At 61.9% G+C, this 17,691-nt stretch carries 9 protein-coding genes and 3 rRNA genes; 1 reads left to right on the top strand and 11 read right to left on the bottom strand.

What is annotated here, in order from left to right; genetic code table 11:
* Nucleotides 1-118: 118 nt before the first annotated feature.
* The 8 genes from ACWYRN_RS23445 to ACWYRN_RS23480 all read right to left on the bottom strand — a co-directional run bounded on the left by ACWYRN_RS23445 (nucleotide 119) and on the right by ACWYRN_RS23480 (nucleotide 12,481).
* Nucleotides 119-1,828 carry a hypothetical protein gene (locus ACWYRN_RS23445; RefSeq protein WP_488690214.1) on the bottom strand — a complete coding sequence of 570 codons (1,710 nt, stop codon included), beginning with the start codon at nucleotides 1,826-1,828 and terminating at the stop codon, nucleotides 119-121.
* A 26-nt stretch (nucleotides 1,829-1,854) separates the two neighbouring features.
* The gene (locus ACWYRN_RS23450) at nucleotides 1,855-3,816 is read right to left on the bottom strand and encodes an alpha/beta hydrolase family protein (protein ID WP_488690215.1); all 1,962 of its coding nucleotides are present in this window, start codon (nucleotides 3,814-3,816) and stop codon (nucleotides 1,855-1,857) included.
* Between the two features lie 15 nt (nucleotides 3,817-3,831).
* Nucleotides 3,832-4,857 carry a pepsin/retropepsin-like aspartic protease family protein gene (locus ACWYRN_RS23455; RefSeq protein ID WP_488690216.1) on the bottom strand — a complete coding sequence of 342 codons (1,026 nt, stop codon included), beginning with the start codon at nucleotides 4,855-4,857 and terminating at the stop codon, nucleotides 3,832-3,834.
* 195 nt (nucleotides 4,858-5,052) lie between these two features.
* Nucleotides 5,053-5,165 (bottom strand): 5S ribosomal RNA (gene rrf, locus ACWYRN_RS23460).
* A 126-nt stretch (nucleotides 5,166-5,291) separates the two neighbouring features.
* Nucleotides 5,292-8,167 (bottom strand): 23S ribosomal RNA (locus ACWYRN_RS23465).
* 258 nt (nucleotides 8,168-8,425) lie between these two features.
* Nucleotides 8,426-9,954: ribosomal RNA gene (locus ACWYRN_RS23470) — 16S ribosomal RNA — on the bottom strand.
* Together the 16S, 23S and 5S rRNA genes form the textbook arrangement of a ribosomal RNA operon.
* A 402-nt stretch (nucleotides 9,955-10,356) precedes the next feature.
* Nucleotides 10,357-10,938: a hypothetical protein gene (locus ACWYRN_RS23475; RefSeq protein WP_488690217.1), complete on the bottom strand. Its 582-nt coding sequence runs from the start codon at nucleotides 10,936-10,938 to the stop codon at nucleotides 10,357-10,359.
* A gap of 226 nt (nucleotides 10,939-11,164) precedes the next feature.
* The gene (locus ACWYRN_RS23480) at nucleotides 11,165-12,481 is read right to left on the bottom strand and encodes an MFS transporter (protein WP_488690218.1); all 1,317 of its coding nucleotides are present in this window, start codon (nucleotides 12,479-12,481) and stop codon (nucleotides 11,165-11,167) included.
* 160 nt (nucleotides 12,482-12,641) lie between these two features.
* Here ACWYRN_RS23480 and ACWYRN_RS23485 point away from each other — a divergent pair, with 160 nt between their 5' ends.
* Nucleotides 12,642-13,052 (top strand): BlaI/MecI/CopY family transcriptional regulator, encoded by a 411-nt coding sequence (locus ACWYRN_RS23485; RefSeq protein ID WP_488690219.1) that lies wholly within the window; start codon nucleotides 12,642-12,644, stop codon nucleotides 13,050-13,052.
* A gap of 98 nt (nucleotides 13,053-13,150) precedes the next feature.
* Here ACWYRN_RS23485 and ACWYRN_RS23490 read toward each other — a convergent pair whose 3' ends face one another.
* From ACWYRN_RS23490 to ACWYRN_RS23500, 3 genes are all read right to left on the bottom strand, one after another.
* Nucleotides 13,151-13,609: an FKBP-type peptidyl-prolyl cis-trans isomerase gene (locus ACWYRN_RS23490; protein ID WP_488690220.1), complete on the bottom strand. Its 459-nt coding sequence runs from the start codon at nucleotides 13,607-13,609 to the stop codon at nucleotides 13,151-13,153.
* Nucleotides 13,610-13,718: 109 nt separating this feature from the next.
* Nucleotides 13,719-14,678, bottom strand: coding sequence for a glycoside hydrolase family 43 protein (locus ACWYRN_RS23495; RefSeq protein ID WP_488690221.1), 960 nt, complete (start codon nucleotides 14,676-14,678; stop codon nucleotides 13,719-13,721).
* Between the two features lie 63 nt (nucleotides 14,679-14,741).
* The gene (locus tag ACWYRN_RS23500) at nucleotides 14,742-17,657 is read right to left on the bottom strand and encodes a TonB-dependent receptor (protein WP_488690222.1); all 2,916 of its coding nucleotides are present in this window, start codon (nucleotides 17,655-17,657) and stop codon (nucleotides 14,742-14,744) included.
* Nucleotides 17,658-17,691: the final 34 nt, after the last annotated feature.

A 17,691-nucleotide genomic window follows, 5' to 3' on the forward strand; every position in this document is an offset into this window, starting at 1 on the left:
AGAACCGGATGCGGTGCAAGGCGGCGAGCGCGCCGCAGTGCGAGCACTGCAAGCACGAGCCAACGCAGCAACGCGCCGGTTATGGCAGCCAAAAACACATTTATTTATGGGTGGGTACTTAGTAGCCGACCAGCTTGAGCAGCGCATCGCTCAAGCCTTCCAGGCCGCGGCCGATGCGTCCCTGCCGGCGGCCGGCGCCCGGCGTCTCGTCGTAGAGATAGACACCGGCGCCGCCGAAGCGGTCGTTCAGCAAGGGCGCCTGGCCGCGCAGGTAAGGCAGGAAGGGTTCGCTGCGGACCGTCGAATACGCCACGCCGGTCGAGAACCCCAGGGTCGCGGTTTGGCGGATCGACTGCGTTCCCTGCGCCGGCTGGACGCGCACGCCGCGCTTGCCCTGCACCGCCAGGGTCACGGGGCCGCGGACGACGAAGAAGCGCAGCTGCAAGGTCAGCCAGGCATGGAGCGAGGCCAGGCGCCAGCGCCAGGCGATGTCGAGCGGATACCCCTGCCGCGTCACCAGGCCGACCAGCGCGCGCGGCTGGATCACCAGCGCCTGCCCAGGCGGCACGCGCAGCAGCGCGATCTCGCTCAGGCCATCGTCGCTTGCCGACAGCACGACCGCCTCTTCCGGGCTGGGGCTGCGCACGCAAGTGAGCAGGGCCATGCCCGAGGTCAGGCTGGCCCACGGGCGTCCCTTGACCAGCCAGCGCGTACTGCGCGCCGCGCCCACCGGCGCGCTTTGCAGGTAGGCCGGCAGCACCAGCAATTCCTCGTCGGGACGGAGTCGCAGCGTTTGCGAGACGGCCGATGGCGCCAGGACCTCGACGCCTTCCCCGTCCGCCGGGCAATCGCCCTGGCGCTCCAGCCGCAGGGGTGGGCCGCGCGTGACCAGCGGCGCGAGCACGAAGTAGAACGCGGCGCGGATGGCCGCGCGCCCGAGGATCGCCATGGCCAGGATGGCGCAAGCCAGCGGCAAGACCCGCTTGAACGGTTCGGCGATGCGCGTCAGCCAGTGCCCGGCGACCGCGGCGCGGGCTGTGGCGACCTGCTCTTCGAGCGGCGCCAGGACTTGGTCCAGCTGACGCTCGTCGAGCGCGAACGCAGGCAGGGCCGATATACTGCGCATGCGCTGCAGGGCCTGCGCCTGGGCGCGCCAGGCGGCGGCGAGGCGGTTGTTCTCGGCCGTCATCTGCTTCAGTTCGGCGGCCAGCCTGTCCAGCCGCGGGCTGCGCGCCCAAGGGTATTCCATGCGCCTGGCCTCGATCCAGCCCAGCTGCGCAATCTCCTGCCGCTTGCGCAGTACCCGATCGTAGGCGCTGCGGTGCTGCGCGTGCAGCCGGGCTAGCTCGCTGGCTGCGGCCGCGCGGCTCTGCAGGGCCAGGAGCTGGCCGCGCAGGCCTTGCAGGTAAGCGAGTTCCTGCTGCAGGAGCGCCTGCGCCAGCCTGGCCTGGTAGCGCGCGGCCAGCCCCGTGGCATAGCGCTCAGGCCCCGCGTCCAGCAGGATCGCCAGTTCGCCGCGTTCGTCGGCGGCGTGTGCTGTTTGTGCGGCCAATTCGGCGCTGACGCCGCGTATGCGTTCGTCGAGTGCGGCCAGCGGCAGTTCGCGCGCCGTGGCCAGCCGTGCCTGCAGGGCGGCGGCCTCGTCCTGGCGGTAGCGCGCCAGCTCCTCCTGAGCGCCCGTCAGCAGCGCAAGCCGCTCGCGCGCACCGACGGCGCCCTTGACGGCATCGACCAGGTAGCCGCCGGCCACCAGCACGCCCGCGATGGCCAGGACCGACAGCAGGTAGAAGAGCGCTGCCCGGAGGATGGGCTTGAGGGCAGAATGCAAAGCAGGTCCGTTCGATGCGATGGACCTTATTCTACGCGAGGCGAGCCGGCGGCCGCTGGGGTCTCGCCAGGGCGAGGAACGCCTGGCGCCGGCCCGGGAGCATGCGGCGCCTGCGACACCGGCAGGTGCTTGTCGAGGAAGCCGAAGATGGCTTCGTAATACGCGATCTGGCTGACCTGGCGATACAGGCTGTGCCCTTCCTCGTCCAGGGCCAGCCACGCGACCTGTTTGTGATTGGCCTCGAGCGCGTCGCGCATCCGCTTGCCGTGGGCGATCGGTACCCGTTCGTCGTCCTTGCCGTGTATGAGCAGGACAGGCGACTGGATGCTGGCCGCATGCTTGAGCGGCGAGACCGCATCGAAGCGTTCGGCGTCGAGCGCCCTGTCGCCGATCTGGCGCTTGCGCATCTGGCGCACTGCCTTGTTGAAGGTGGCATCGGTCCAGTCGGAGAACAGGTCGCCGATGTCGGTCACGCCCGCGAAGCTGATCCCGCAGCGATACAGGTCCGGCGTCTTCATCAGTCCCCACAGGGCGGCGTAGCCGCCGTAGCTCGCGCCGACGATGCAGATGCGCTGCGGATCGGCGATGCCCTGGCTGACCAGGTAACGCACGCCGTCCGTAATATCGTCCTGCATGGACTTGCCCCACTCGCGGAACCCCGCTTCCTCGAACTGGCGGCCAAAACCGCTCGATCCCCTGAACTGGGGCTGGAAGACCAGGTAGCCGCGGTCGGCGAACAACTGGACGTCGCGGTCCCATTCCCAGTGGTCGCGTGCGATCGGCCCGCCATGGATCAGCACGATCATGGGTGCCGGCGTCGCGGCGCCGGCAGGGCGCGTCAGGTAGGCGGGAATCGTCAGGCCATCGGCAGCCTTGTACGACATGATTTCCATCGGACGCATCCGTGCGCGGTCGACAGTGGCCCTGGCCTTGCCGACCATGACCAGCGCCTTTTTGGCGATATCGAAGTAGTACCACGTGCCCGGATCGACGTCGGCATAGGAATGGACCAGCACCGCGCGGCGCGGGTCGCCCGAGATCACATTGACCCGCTTCGGCAGCAGGACGTCGATCTGCTTCTGCATGCCGGCCCAGGCCGGATCGAACCAGACCTGCTCGCGCATCATCCCGCCGGTGACGACGGAATCGAAGGCTGTCTTGTCGATGCCCTTGAACCACAGGATGTCCTGCGTCGGATGGCCGGCCAGCAGTTCGGTCTGGCGCCGTTCGACGGTATCGTAGTGGAACAGCGCTCGGGTGTCGCGCCCGGCGCGCGAACCGATTACCAGCGTATTCGGCTCGTCGGGAACGTAGACCGGCACCCAGTAATCGTCGTCGACACCGAATTCGGCCAGCTTGGTCCAGGTGTTCTTGTCCGCCGGCTTGTACCAGTTGGCGACCGTCGTGGCCTCCTTGAACAGGCTGGAATTCATCACGGTGACCGCACGCAGCGTGCCTTCCTTGTCGAATGCGAGGTGGATGGGCTTGCCGTCCGGATGCCAGAGTTTCGTGCACTGCGCCGTGCGTGCCTTGCAGCGTGCCATCAGGTGGTTACGCTCGTCCTTCATGACGAGCACGTCGCCGGTCGCGCCCCCGGCACCGAAACGGCCGATGACCGTCTCGCCCAGCGTATGCAGCTTCTTGCCCTCCAGGTCCATCGACTCCGCATCGTAGCCGTAATCGACGGCCAGCACATCGTTGTCGGCCCAGGTCACGTTGTAGGGCGCCTTCAGGTAGCTCCAGTAGCCTTTCGAATACCTGCCGCCCTCGCGCAGCTTCTTCACGGCGAGCGTTTCGGTCTCGATCAGGATCAGGACGTAATTCGTGCCGCCGAAGAGGATGGCCGCGATGTGGCGCCCGTCGGGGGACAGGCTGGCCATGGTCATGCCCGAGGCGTCGGTCATGTCTTCCAGCGTCAGCGGCTGCGCGCGTGCCGCCGTCGACAGCAGGGAAAGACAGAGCACCAGGATGGAGGCGAGATATGTCAAGCGACCCTCGTCAAGTCATGGTTCATTGCGTTGGGTCGGCGTTCCGATCACCTCGACCGAGCCGCGCCGCACCGCGCGTGGAGTCCGGATCGGCGACAGGTAGACCTGGTTCTGGCTCATGGCGACGTATACGCGGTAGCGGTGCAGGAAATCGGCGCCCAGTACCATGATCTCGCCGGAGTGCGGCAAGTCCATCAGCCGCAGGTCGAAGTCCTTTACCTCGAGGGCCCCGATCGAGATGCTCGATACCGGGACTTTCCATACCGGCTGCTCGGGCCCATGGCCGGGCAAAGGATCTTCGCGCATCGCGCCGGGCGAGCTGGCCGACAAGCCCAGCCTTTCCGCTGCAGCCCGCGGCATATAGGAATGCGGGGTGGCGGTCGACAGCAGGGCCGACACGGTCTTGCCGCCGACCTGCATGTTGAACAGGATGCGCGGATCGCGTTTCAGCACGTCCCATGTGCTGAGGACGCTGATCGCCTGCGGATCCCAGTAAACGAGGTGATCGCGGAAACAGCCTTTCGGCTTGAACAACTTGATATAGCCGGCATCCAGGGCGATCTCGATATCGGTTTGCAGCAGCGTGCCGGCGCCGATCCTCACCCCGAAGGTATCGTCCATGAAATCCTGCACCCTGTAGGTGACATCCTTTTTCTTCGCAGTGCCGAAAGAAAAATCGTCGAGCATGGCATACGACACCTCGCGCACCAGGTAGTTGCCGGTCGGGTTGCGAGCGTCTTCGGGAGCCATGGTGCTCGTCGAACTGCGTACCGCAATGCCGAGCTTGTTCAAGGTCTTCTTGTTGAGGACGACCGCTTCCGCCTCGGCGGTACTGACCATGACGGGAACCGGCCTGCCATTGATCACCGCCTCGCTGATCGGACGCATGTCGTCGGTCCATTTGAGGGGCAAGGTCGCCAGCTCGCCCATATCGCAGCCGGAAGGCAGCGTTTGCGCGATTGCCGGATTGACGAGCGCAATGCTCGCGCAGGCACTGTACCGTAACAGGGAAACGAAGAAAGCGCGGGAGAGCGGGATCATGGAATCGACGTCGGCTATAAAAATTGCATTATAGATACGAAATCGCGTGCGCGGCGAGCCTTATCTGAAAAGAGATTTTTTGAGACAGGCGTTTCTATTCGGTTGTGTGGAAATGGATGTGGCAAGCGCCGAGAAAAGCAAAAAGCCCCGACCAGTTTCCTGGGCGGGGCTTCTTTGCTTACTACGTATTAACTAGCCTGACGATAACCTACTTTCACACTGGTTGCAGCACTATCATCGGCGCAAAGTCGTTTCACGGTCCTGTTCGGGATGGGAAGGGGTGGGACCGACTTGCTATGGTCATCAGGCATGACTTGTACGAGCTTCGTTCGTGGTGAACGCGGCTCAGAATCTGGAGGAAGTAAAGTGGGTAGTAACTGTCGTGTCAACAAACAGCACTGTATTCTCGATTTAACTATACCTGCTAAGGTTATAGGGACAAGCCGTACGGGCAATTAGTACTGGTTAGCTTAATGCATTACTGCACTTCCACACCCAGCCTATCAACGTCCTGGTCTCGAACGACCCTTCAAGGAGCTCAAGGCTCCGGGAAATCTCATCTCAAGGCAAGTTTCCCGCTTAGATGCTTTCAGCGGTTATCTCTTCCGAACTTAGCTACCCGGCAATGCCACTGGCGTGACAACCGGTACACCAGAGGTTCGTCCACTCCGGTCCTCTCGTACTAGGAGCAGCCCCCTTCAAATTTCCAACGCCCACGGCAGATAGGGACCAAACTGTCTCACGACGTTTTAAACCCAGCTCACGTACCACTTTAAATGGCGAACAGCCATACCCTTGGGACCGGCTACAGCCCCAGGATGTGATGAGCCGACATCGAGGTGCCAAACTCCCCCGTCGATATGAACTCTTGGGAGGAATCAGCCTGTTATCCCCAGAGTACCTTTTATCCGTTGAGCGATGGCCCTTCCATACAGAACCACCGGATCACTATGTCCTACTTTCGTACCTGCTCGACTTGTCGGTCTCGCAGTTAAGCACGCTTATGCCATTGCACTATTAGCACGATGTCCGACCGTACCTAGCGTACCTTCGAACTCCTCCGTTACACTTTAGGAGGAGACCGCCCCAGTCAAACTGCCTACCATGCACTGTCCCCGATCCGGATAACGGACCAAGGTTAGAACCTCAAACAAACCAGGGTGGTATTTCAAGGATGGCTCCACGAGAACTGGCGTCCCCGCTTCAAAGCCTCCCACCTATCCTACACAGATTGGTTCAAAGTCCAATGCAAAGCTACAGTAAAGGTTCATGGGGTCTTTCCGTCTAGCCGCGGGTAGATTGCATCATCACAAACATTTCAACTTCGCTGAGTCTCGGGAGGAGACAGTGTGGCCATCGTTACGCCATTCGTGCAGGTCGGAACTTACCCGACAAGGAATTTCGCTACCTTAGGACCGTTATAGTTACGGCCGCCGTTTACTGGGACTTCAATCAAGAGCTTGCACCCCATCATTTAATCTTCCAGCACCGGGCAGGCGTCACACCCTATACGTCCACTTTCGTGTTTGCAGAGTGCTGTGTTTTTATTAAACAGTCGCAGCCACCAGTTTATTGCAACCCTTTCACCCTTCCACAGTAAAGTGGTCAAGCTACCGGGGCGTACCTTTTCCCGAAGTTACGGTACCAATTTGCCGAGTTCCTTCTCCCGAGTTCTCTCAAGCGCCTTAGAATACTCATCTCGCCCACCTGTGTCGGTTTGCGGTACGGTCTCGTATGACTGAAGCTTAGAGGCTTTTCTTGGAACCACTTCCGATTGCTTCGTGGCGCATGGCCACACGTCCCAGTCCCTTGAATTACGTACCCGGATTTGCCTAAGTACCTTCTATGAACCAGAAACCAGCTATTCCAACAGCTGGACAACCTTCCGCGATCCGTCCCCCCATCGCATCATACGACGGTGCAGGAATATTAACCTGCTTCCCATCAGCTACGCATCTCTGCCTCGCCTTAGGGGCCGACTCACCCTGCTCCGATGAACGTTGAACAGGAAACCTTGGGCTTACGGCGTGCGGGCTTTTCACCCGCATTATCGCTACTCATGTCAGCATTCGCACTTCTGATACCTCCAGCATCCTTTACAAGACACCTTCGCAGGCTTACAGAACGCTCTCCTACCATATGTCCTAAGACATATCCGCAGCTTCGGTGACTGGCTTAGCCCCGTTACATCTTCCGCGCAGGACGACTCGATCAGTGAGCTATTACGCTTTCTTTAAATGGTGGCTGCTTCTAAGCCAACATCCTGACTGTTTTAGCCTTCCCACTTCGTTTTCCACTTAGCCAATCTTTGGGACCTTAGCTGGCGGTCTGGGTTGTTTCCCTCTTGACGCCGGACGTTAGCACCCGACGTCTGTCTCCCAAGCTCGCACTCATCGGTATTCGGAGTTTGCAATGGTTTGGTAAGTCGCAATGACCCCCTAGCCATAACAGTGCTCTACCCCCGATGGTGATACTTGAGGCACTACCTAAATAGTTTTCGGAGAGAACCAGCTATTTCCAAGTTTGTTTAGCCTTTCACCCCTACCCACAGCTCATCCCCTAATTTTTCAACATTAGTGGGTTCGGACCTCCAGGGCGTGTTACCGCACCTTCATCCTGGCCATGGGTAGATCACTTGGTTTCGGGTCTACACCCAGCGACTGTCGCCCTGTTCGGACTCGATTTCTCTACGGCTCCCCTATCCGGTTAACCTCGCCACTGAATGTAAGTCGCTGACCCATTATACAAAAGGTACGCCGTCACGGAACAAGTCCGCTCCGACTGTTTGTATGCACACGGTTTCAGGATCTATTTCACTCCCCTCCCGGGGTTCTTTTCGCCTTTCCCTCACGGTACTGGTTCACTATCGGTCGATTACGAGTATTTAGCCTTGGAGGATGGTCCCCCCATGTTCAGACAGGATTTCTCGTGTCCCGCCCTACTTGTCGTACGCTTAGTACCACCGTCCAGATTTCGCATACGGGACTATCACCCGCTATGGTTCCTGTTTCCAAAGGATTCTGCTATCTGATCGACTATCACGTACAGGCTCTTCCCATTTCGCTCGCCACTACTTTGGGAATCTCGGTTGATTTCTTTTCCTGCAGCTACTTAGATGTTTCAGTTCGCCGCGTTCGCTTTGCATGCCTATGTATTCAGCATGCAATGACCCAAAGGGCCGGGTTTCCCCATTCGGAAATCTGCGGATCAAAGTGTGTTTGCTCACTCCCCGCAGCTTATCGCAAGCTACTACGTCCTTCATCGCCTGTAATCGCCAAGGCATCCACCATGTGCACTTATTCGCTTGTCCCTATAACGTTAGCCCCTGCTGACACAGGGAGCGTCATAGAAATCAAGAGTACAGCGTGTTGCATGTTTGTTGATACTTGATTACTACCCTAAGTGTGCACTTTTACATGCACGCTTAAAAAAACTTTACTTCTTCCAGATTGTTAAAGAACGCAAACTATACTTATCGAAGGCATGCGCCTTGGATAAGTACAGTTCATTCAACAGCCGATAAGTGTGAGCGTTTAGTGACTGGTCTCTAGGACCGGTGCTACTCTAGAAAGGAGGTGATCCAGCCGCACCTTCCGATACGGCTACCTTGTTACGACTTCACCCCAGTCACGAATCCTACCGTGGTAAGCGCCCTCCTTACGGTTAAGCTACCTACTTCTGGTAAAACCCGCTCCCATGGTGTGACGGGCGGTGTGTACAAGACCCGGGAACGTATTCACCGCGACATGCTGATCCGCGATTACTAGCGATTCCAACTTCACGCAGTCGAGTTGCAGACTGCGATCCGGACTACGATACACTTTCTGGGATTAGCTCCCCCTCGCGGGTTGGCGGCCCTCTGTATGTACCATTGTATGACGTGTGAAGCCCTACCCATAAGGGCCATGAGGACTTGACGTCATCCCCACCTTCCTCCGGTTTGTCACCGGCAGTCTCATTAGAGTGCTCTTGCGTAGCAACTAATGACAAGGGTTGCGCTCGTTGCGGGACTTAACCCAACATCTCACGACACGAGCTGACGACAGCCATGCAGCACCTGTGTTCAGGTTCCCTTTCGGGCACATCCAGATCTCTCCGGACTTCCTGACATGTCAAGGGTAGGTAAGGTTTTTCGCGTTGCATCGAATTAATCCACATCATCCACCGCTTGTGCGGGTCCCCGTCAATTCCTTTGAGTTTTAATCTTGCGACCGTACTCCCCAGGCGGTCTACTTCACGCGTTAGCTGCGTTACCAAGTTAATTAAAACCCGACAACTAGTAGACATCGTTTAGGGCGTGGACTACCAGGGTATCTAATCCTGTTTGCTCCCCACGCTTTCGTGCATGAGCGTCAATCTTGACCCAGGGGGCTGCCTTCGCCATCGGTGTTCCTCCACATCTCTACGCATTTCACTGCTACACGTGGAATTCTACCCCCCTCTGCCAGATTCAAGCCTTGCAGTCTCCAACGCAATTCCCAGGTTGAGCCCGGGGCTTTCACGTCAGACTTACAAAACCGCCTGCGCACGCTTTACGCCCAGTAATTCCGATTAACGCTTGCACCCTACGTATTACCGCGGCTGCTGGCACGTAGTTAGCCGGTGCTTATTCTTCAGGTACCGTCATTAGCAAAGGATATTAGCCTCTACCGTTTCTTCCCTGACAAAAGAGCTTTACAACCCGAAGGCCTTCTTCACTCACGCGGCATTGCTGGATCAGGCTTGCGCCCATTGTCCAAAATTCCCCACTGCTGCCTCCCGTAGGAGTCTGGACCGTGTCTCAGTTCCAGTGTGGCTGGTCGTCCTCTCAGACCAGCTACTGATCGTCGCCTTGGTGAGCCTTTACCTCACCAACTAGCTAATCAGATATCGGCCGCTCCAGGAGCATGAGGTCCGAAGATCCCCCACTTTCATCCTTAGATCGTATGCGGTATTAGCGTAACTTTCGCTACGTTATCCCCCACTCTTGGGTACGTTCCGATATATTACTCACCCGTTCGCCACTCGCCGCCAGGTTGCCCCGCGCTGCCGTTCGACTTGCATGTGTAAAGCATGCCGCCAGCGTTCAATCTGAGCCAGGATCAAACTCTTCAGTTCAATCTCTGTTTTCGCCATTTCTGGCAACTTCTTTCGAAGTGTCGCTCACTCAAAATACTGACCGTCATCCCATTGCTGAGATAACGTATTTCTTTTGTGCGAACATTTGATAATTTAAGTAATCAGCTGAACTAGTCAGCTGGCACCTTCATCAAACGCCCACACTTATCGACTGTTAATTGTTAAAGAACTTATTCGGTGCTTCATCTTGCTGCGCTTGCGAATCGTTTTGTTCGTCAGCAGCAGAGGGACAGAATCATAAAGTGTTTCGTGATACTCGTCAACCTCTTTTTTGCTACACCGCAGATTCTGCGGTTCTCGTTATCACTTCAACTACTTGATTTCGTTGTCGTTTCTGCGAGGGACCGAACTATAGCAAACTGGATGCGCTTGCGCAAGGCCTCATGCCGCACGCTCGAAGTCGGCCTTCGCGACGAGAAACCGGCGCAGTGCCGTGTCCGGGTCGAGGCCCGACATCAACATGTTCACGATCTCCTTCTTGTCTTCGCTCGTCACCTTGGCGCAGGCTTCGCGATGCGAACAGAAGTAGGCATACCAGGCCACCTCCGCCGGGCGCTCCTTGCGCGGCTTCAGGTTTCTCGGCAGCGCGGCGCGGGCCTGGGCGACATGTGCGCCAAGCTGCGCCAGCGCGGCCGGCCAGTCGGCGCCGCCGATTTCCTGCTCGCCGCCGTTCGCGTCCCTGCCAGAGACGTCTTTCACAACCAGGCGCGCCAGGTCGGGAAACCCGCCCGCTTCGCAAAAGCGCGCAACGAATGCCAGCTTCGGCCCTATCCCCACGGGCACCGCACGGCCCAGCGTTTCATCGTGCGGATACATGAGGCGGGCACGCTCGAGCACGCCCGCATAGTCGATCGGCACTGGCCCCTTGGAACGCACATGTGCAATCAGGGCCTCGACCAGCCGCGCACCCACATCGATGTCGGTAAGCGTGAACGGAATGTCCGGCCTGCTGCTGTCTGACATAATGACCTCTCGATAAAGCGAGCATCTTAACAATATCCGGCGCAAGGTCCAGGCCTGACGCGACCCGTATTGGTCCGATAGCCCATCGAACTGCAGCGCAGCAGCGAAGCCGGCGGCGAGCGCTTGCGTTACCGTTTCAGCTACCAGGACGAGACCTTCATCGTGTCGATGACGCCGGGCGCAAGTGGAAAAAGCGGTGGAACAAGCGCTGAAATAAGCAGCCGCCTTATTCCAGCACCAGGTTGCGCGACTCGACGTCCACGCACAGGATGGCGATGGCGCCAATCGCCAGGAAGCCGGCCAGCATGGCCAGCGCCAGCGTGAAGTGGGTGGCCATCACCGGCGCCACGATCGCCGGCGCGAACAGGCCGCCGAAGCGCGCCACCGCGCCGGCCAGGCCCATGCCGCTGGCACGCAAATCGGTCGGATACACCTCGGGCGTGAATGCATACAGCGCGCCCCAGGTGCCGAGCAGCGCAAAACTCATCAGGAGGGTCGAGCCCACCACCACGAAGGTGGCGCTGCCGAAACTGTAGAACATGCAGCCGATCGCACTCAGGACCAGGAAGCCGACCAGCGTCGGCTTGCGTCCCCAACGCTCGACGCCGTAGGCCGACAGCGCGAAGCCCGGCAACTGCACCAGCGCCAGCAGGATCAGGAATTCCTGGCCGCGCATGAAGCCGAAGCCCTCGGCGCTGAGCCGCACCGGCAGGTAGACGAACACGCCGTAATACGCAATCGAGATCAGCATCCACGCGAGGAACAGGCACACGCTGCGGCGCCGCAGCTGCGACGAGAACAGCGACGCCATCGTATGCCTGACCGGGGTTTCCGCATGCAGCGGCGGGATCGTCACCTGGCGCCCGTTGACCCTGGCCACCCGCTCCAGCACGGCGCGCGCTTCTTCGCCCATGCCGCTGCGGTTCAGGTACATCGGCGACTCGGGCACCGACAGGCGCAGCACCACGCCCACCAGGGCCGGCAAGCCGGTGACGAAAAAGATCACGCGCCAGGCATCGTCGCCCCAGCGCACCGCCACCAGGGCCAGGACCGCCAGCAGGATCGTGCCGACCGCCCAGAAGGATTCGAGCAGCACCAGCCAGCGCCCGCGCCGGTCGCTCGGCAAAAATTCGGCCATCATCGTGTAGTCGACCGGCAGCGTGCCGCCGACGCCGATACCGGTGAAGAAGCGCAGCACCAGCAGCCAGGTGAAGTCCGGCGCAAAGGCCGAGGCCACGCCGAAGCAGGCGTCCAGCACCACAGCTGCCAGCAGTACCGGCCGGCGCCCGATGCGGTCCGCCAGGCGCCCGAAGGCAAAGGCCCCGATCAGCATGCCGACAAAAAAGACCGTGCCGGTCTCCAGCGCCTGGGGCATGGCGAGGCCGAAGGTCCTGGCGATCGACGGCGCGCTGAAGCCGATCGACAGCACCTGCATGGCGTCGGCCATCCAGACCAGGCCGAAGATGACGAACAGCCGGTACTGGAACTTGCCGACACCGGCCGTCCGAATGCCCTGCTCCACCGTCATGTTCGTGGTCGCCATGCTGCTTCCCTGTTTGTTTGCAAAGTGCTCATCATAAACGGGTTCGCGGCTGTCGCGGGCCCGGCTCGCCGGCGCTGCGCCCGCAGCCTGCACGCGGGCGCTTGACACTGCCGTCGGCAGATGAAATCATTATTCCGATTACAAATGTAAATAATGTCCCATGTCGAACGCTCCCGTGCACCATCCCGCCAATATCAGCGATGCCGAATCCCACGTCATGGAAGTGCTGTGGCGTGCGCCCGGCCCGGTCGTTGCCGAGCAGGTGGTCGTTGCCCTCGCTGAAAGCCAGCACTGGCAAACGGCCACCGTCAAGACCCTGCTGAACCGGCTGCTCAAGAAGGGGGCGATCGCCGCCGAAAAGGATGGCCGGCGCTTCCTGTACCGCGCGGTCCTGCCGCGCGAAACCTGGCTGGCGCGCGAGAGCGAAGACCTGGTACAACGCCTGTTCGGCGGACGCATCGCGCCGCTGGTGGCGCACTTCAGCAGCCGGCGCAAGCTGTCCCACGCCGACCTGGGCGAGCTGCGCCGGCTAATCGATCGTCTCGACAACGGCGGGCGCGATGGCCAATGAACGCGTTGCCGGCCTGGCGTGCGCGGCGCCGCCCTCCAGCGTTGCGATCCTGCTGCGTGCGAACACGCTGGAGGCGGATCGGGCCGCCGGCCGCGCGATTACTGCACGTCGAGCAGTTCGACCTCGAACACCAGCGTGGCATTCGGCGGAATCGGGCCGGCCCCGCCTTCGCCATAGCCCATGCTCGCCGGGACGATCAGGGTGCGCTTGCCGCCGACCTTCATGCCGGCCACGCCTTCGTCCCAGCCGGTGATGACCTGGCCGCCGCCGACGTTAAAGCTGAACGGCGAGCGTCCGACCGAGGAATCGAACTGCTTACCGCGCTGCTGGGGCGCATTCGGTTCGTACAGCCAGCCGGTGTAGTTGACGACCGCGGTCGCGCCCTTGACCGCTTCCTTGCCCGAGCCGGCAACGGTATCGATCTTCTGGAACGGGACCGCGGCGGCCGGGGCTTCGGCTGTGGTGCCCGCCGCGGCGGGAGTCTCGGAGCGCTTGCAGGCGGCCAGGCCGAGGGTGAGCGTCATGCCAAGGAGGCAGCAGGAAACCAGTTTCTTCAATGTGAACTCTCGTGATGATTACCCGTAGCGGGCGCCGCCGCAGCATACATGGCCGCTGCGCGCATGACAACCGGCGCAGGCGCATTCGCGCGCGCCTCGCAGGCGCTATTCACATGCCCGGCGCCGCCTGGGGTGCGGTGCTCGGACCCGAGGTGAACGGGCGGCTTCCTTGCCACTGCAGACGGTCGATGCACATGCGGCGCGTGGTCTGCGCCACATCCCAGGCGTGGTACACGATCCAGGTCTGGCTGCCGTCCGGCGAGGTGGTGAAGGAATTGTGCCCCGGCCCGATCACCGCGCCCGGCACGCTGCGCATCAGGAGCGCCTCCTCTCCACCTTCGGGACGGTGCCACGGCCCGAGCGGATGCTCGGCCATCACGTAGCTGACGCCATAGTTCTCGCGCTCCCAGGCGCCGCCGCTATAGAAGCAGTACAGCTGCCCGTCGTGCTCCTGCACCGACGCGCCTTCCACCGTGTGCCAGTCGTACACGCTGCCGTACATGGTGCGGTCCTTGCGGAAGATGTGCCAGTCCTGGTGCGGGCGCACCACCATCTGCGGCTGGCCGGCCAGCGTTTCCATGTCGAGCAGGCGGTCGACCACGATGCCGGTGCCGACCCGGTGGTCGTCCGCCACGTGCAGGAAGTCGACGCAATAGAACAGGTACCACTGGCCGTCGCTGTGGCGGTAAGGATGGGCGTCGATCGAGAAGGCCTGGTCGGGCACCAGGATCTTGCCGGTATCGACGAAGGGCCCGGCCGGATCGTCGGATACGGCCACACGAAGCTTCTGGTCGGTGCCTTCGTCGGCCGAACCCGACGAGTAGTACATGTAGAAGCGGCCTTCGTGGAAGGCGACTTCGGGCGCCCAGTAGTGCGCGGCGCCGGTGGGCTCGAGCGCATGGCCGAGCGCTTCCCAGTCGACCAGGTCCGGCGAACGCAGGACGGGAATCTGGCGGCCGTCGGCGCCGCCGGGCGCGGTGCCGTAGGCGTAATAAAAGCCTTCGTGTTTCAGGACGAAGGGGTCGGCCATGGTGTGGGGATAGACCGGGTTCTGGTAGGTGCGGGGCACAGCGTGTCTCCTGAAAAAGCGAAAGGCCGCCCACGCATGCGGGCGGCCAGTCTTGCCGGGGTCTTACATCTTGTAGCGCAGGCTCAAACCGTAGGTCGTCATGTTGTAGCGGATGTCGCGCGGCTGGTAGGGGCCGAGCTCGCTCTCGAACTTCGCCTTGGTCAGGTTGATCGCGTCGAAGTGCAGCGACACGTTCGGGGTCAGCTCGTAGCCGATGCTCAGGTCGACGAAGGTGGTGGCCTTGACCACGCGGTCCTGGTCGTAGGGCGGCTCGGCGATCTGCTCGACGTAGTCGCCGCGGCGCGTCGCGGCCAGGCGGCCGGTGATGCCATTGCCTTCATACAGCAGGGCGACGTTGTAGTTCTGCTTTGCCACGCCGACCAGGGCCGTCTTGGTGAACGCGCCGCTGTTCAGCGACGTCCTGGTTTCGTTATCGCCGTCGATCCAGGTGTAGTTGGCCTGTACACCGAAGTCGCGCCAGAAACCAGGCAGGAAGTCGAAGAACTTCTGCGCACTCAGTTCGGCGCCGCGCAGCGTGCCCTTGCCCGAGTTTTGCGGCCGGTTCACGCGGTAGGTGACGCCGTTGATGCTCTCGTCCTGGGTGAAGTTCTGCAGGTAGCCGTCGATGTCACGGTGGAACAGCGCGATCTGGGCATAGCCGTTCTTCGCGAAATAGTATTCGAGCGTGGCGTCGATGTTCTTCGATTTGGTCGGCGACAGGTCGGGATTGCCGGCGCCGCCGGTGCCCGGCGCATTCACGGTCGGCGGCACCAGCGACAGCGCCGGGTTCAGCTCGCGGAAGCCCGGACGCGTCAGGGTCTTGCCGGCCGAAAGGTGGGACTGCCACTGCTCGTTCCAGTTGACGATCGCCGAGATGCTCGGCAGGACGTTGGTCTCCGACGTCGAGAGGTCGACGTCGGTCACCACGTCGCCGATGCGGTTCTGGCCGCGCAGCTTGCGCTTGTCCTTCAGCACGCGCGCACCGGCTTCGCCGCTGACCTTGATGCCGCCGATGTCGGTTTCCCAGCGCCCGGACAGGTAGAAGGTGGCGTTGCGCTCGCGCTGCTCGAACAGGCGCGTGGGGTCGTCCGGCACCCGGCCGCTCGGCTGGCCGTAGGCATTGCGTACCACGTCGGGGTTCTCGATCAGGTAGCTGGCCGAAGGGGTATACCAGGGGCCGCCCAGGCGGTCCAGGCCCGGCACCAGTTCCTCGAAGGATGGTCCGAACAGGCCGATCGGGGTAGGACGGACGGCCGAGCTGAAGTCGGACGCGCGTTCGGCGCTGTGGTTGCTGACCTTGCGTTCGGACAGGCGCACGCCTGCCAGCACGGCCCTGAAGAAGCCGTCGCCGCCGAGGCGGTAGGTGGCGTCGGAACGCCATTGCGCCTGCTTGCCGGCCTGTTCGCTCCAGTTTTGGACCATGCCGCGCAACACGAACTGGTTCGGATCGCGCAGGGCGTTCGCGCTGCCCGGGGTGGTGACCGTGTTGTAGCCGCCGTGGCCGTCGCGGCCGTAGGCATACACGCTGGAGCTGGCGCCCGGCACCTGCTGGTCGACGATCAGGGTGTCGTTGACGAACTTCGACTTGGTGTAGGCCAGGTGGTTGTTCACCGTCAGCGGGCCATCGTTGTAGCGCAGGGCGAGGTTCAGGAAGTGGGTGTAGGTGCGTTCCTTCTGGCCCCAGGTGCTGGTTGCCATGTACGGGTCCCAGTCATAGGGGCTGGGGCTGAACTGGGCGGCCGGCGCATCGGCCGACATGATCGGGCAGATGACCCCGCGCGGCGTGTTGCAATGGCTGCCTTGCGGCGCCAGTACGACGTTGTTCAGGCGCGGCGCCCAGGTCACGATGTCGAGGATGTAGTTGACCGCATTGCGGCCCTGGTAGCCGGTGCCGAGGTATTGCGCGGTCGCTTGCAGGCGCGGGCTGATCTTCCACTGGAAGGCGCCGTGGATGCTCTGGCGTTCGCGCGTGCCGCTGTTGTAGATGCCGCCGATGTTCGGCAGTTGGCCCAGCGTCTCGCCGGGGTTCAGCGCGAATGGTCCGGTATTCCCGAGCCGCCGCGCGCTGCCGTCCGTGCCCACGGCGAACACGTTCTCCGGCCGGTCGACCCATTGCACCGGGAAGGTCCAGTCTTCGCGGTTGACGGCGACGTCGAACAGCGCGCCCATTTCGCCGACGCCGGTATCCCAGCGGTTGCTGACCGAGAAGCCCCCGCCCGGATTGTGCGTGTCCTTGCTGGCGTCGCTGCCGTTGGTCTTGTTCATGCGGTCTTCGACGTAGCCGGTGAAGCTGTAGCCTTTCGAATCGAACGGCGAGCGCAGGCGCACGTTGACGCCGCCGGCGATGCCGCCTTCGAGCTGGTTCGGGGTGGCCGATTTATACACTTCCAGGCCGCCGATCGACTGCACCGGCAAGTCCTCGTAGGACAGGCGGCGCGCCGCCGCCGTGAAGATCTCGTTGCCGTCGATGGTGGTCACCACGTCCGGCAGGCCGCGGATGATGACGGTGCTGGTCTGGCCGCGGTCGCGGCCCACCTGCACGCCGGCCACGCGCTGCAGGGCGTCGCCGGCCTGGCGGTCGGGGAACTTGCCGATGTCCTCGGCATTGATGGCGTCGACCACCTGCAGCGAATCGCGCTTGATCGCCTCGGCGGAGCGCAGGCTGCCGCGCAGGCCGGTCACCTGGACCACGGCCGGAGCCGCCTGCGCAACCTCGGGTGCGGGCTGGGCGGTGGCGGGAACGGACTGCCCGGTCTGCTGGGCTTGTGGGGCCTCGGCGCCCGCGCCGGTGCTGCCGGCCGCGCTGGCGCCCGCGCTGGTGCTCGGGCTGGCGCCGGTGCTGGAGCTGGCGCCGGTACTGGCACTAGTGCTGGTGGCAGCAGGCGTGTTATCGGTAGCGGTTTGCGCCAGCGCCGATGCGCTGGTTGCCGTCAGCAACATGATCGCCGCGCAAATCGGCTTGACTTCGAATCGTGTCATGCATGTCTCCTGAATTTATTATGAGAAACCACGT

It is taken from the genome of Massilia sp. BAP21, from assembly GCF_057801335.1.

Coding starts and splice junctions, on each gene's coding strand:
- ACWYRN_RS23455 (WP_488690216.1), bottom strand. CDS start 4,857: ATGATCCCGCTCTCCCGCGCTTTCTTCGTTTCCCTGTTACGGTACAGT.
- ACWYRN_RS23475 (WP_488690217.1), bottom strand. CDS start 10,938: ATGTCAGACAGCAGCAGGCCGGACATTCCGTTCACGCTTACCGACATC.
- ACWYRN_RS23480 (WP_488690218.1), bottom strand. CDS start 12,481: ATGGCGACCACGAACATGACGGTGGAGCAGGGCATTCGGACGGCCGGT.
- ACWYRN_RS23485 (WP_488690219.1), top strand. CDS start 12,642: ATGTCGAACGCTCCCGTGCACCATCCCGCCAATATCAGCGATGCCGAA.
- ACWYRN_RS23500 (WP_488690222.1), bottom strand. CDS start 17,657: ATGACACGATTCGAAGTCAAGCCGATTTGCGCGGCGATCATGTTGCTG.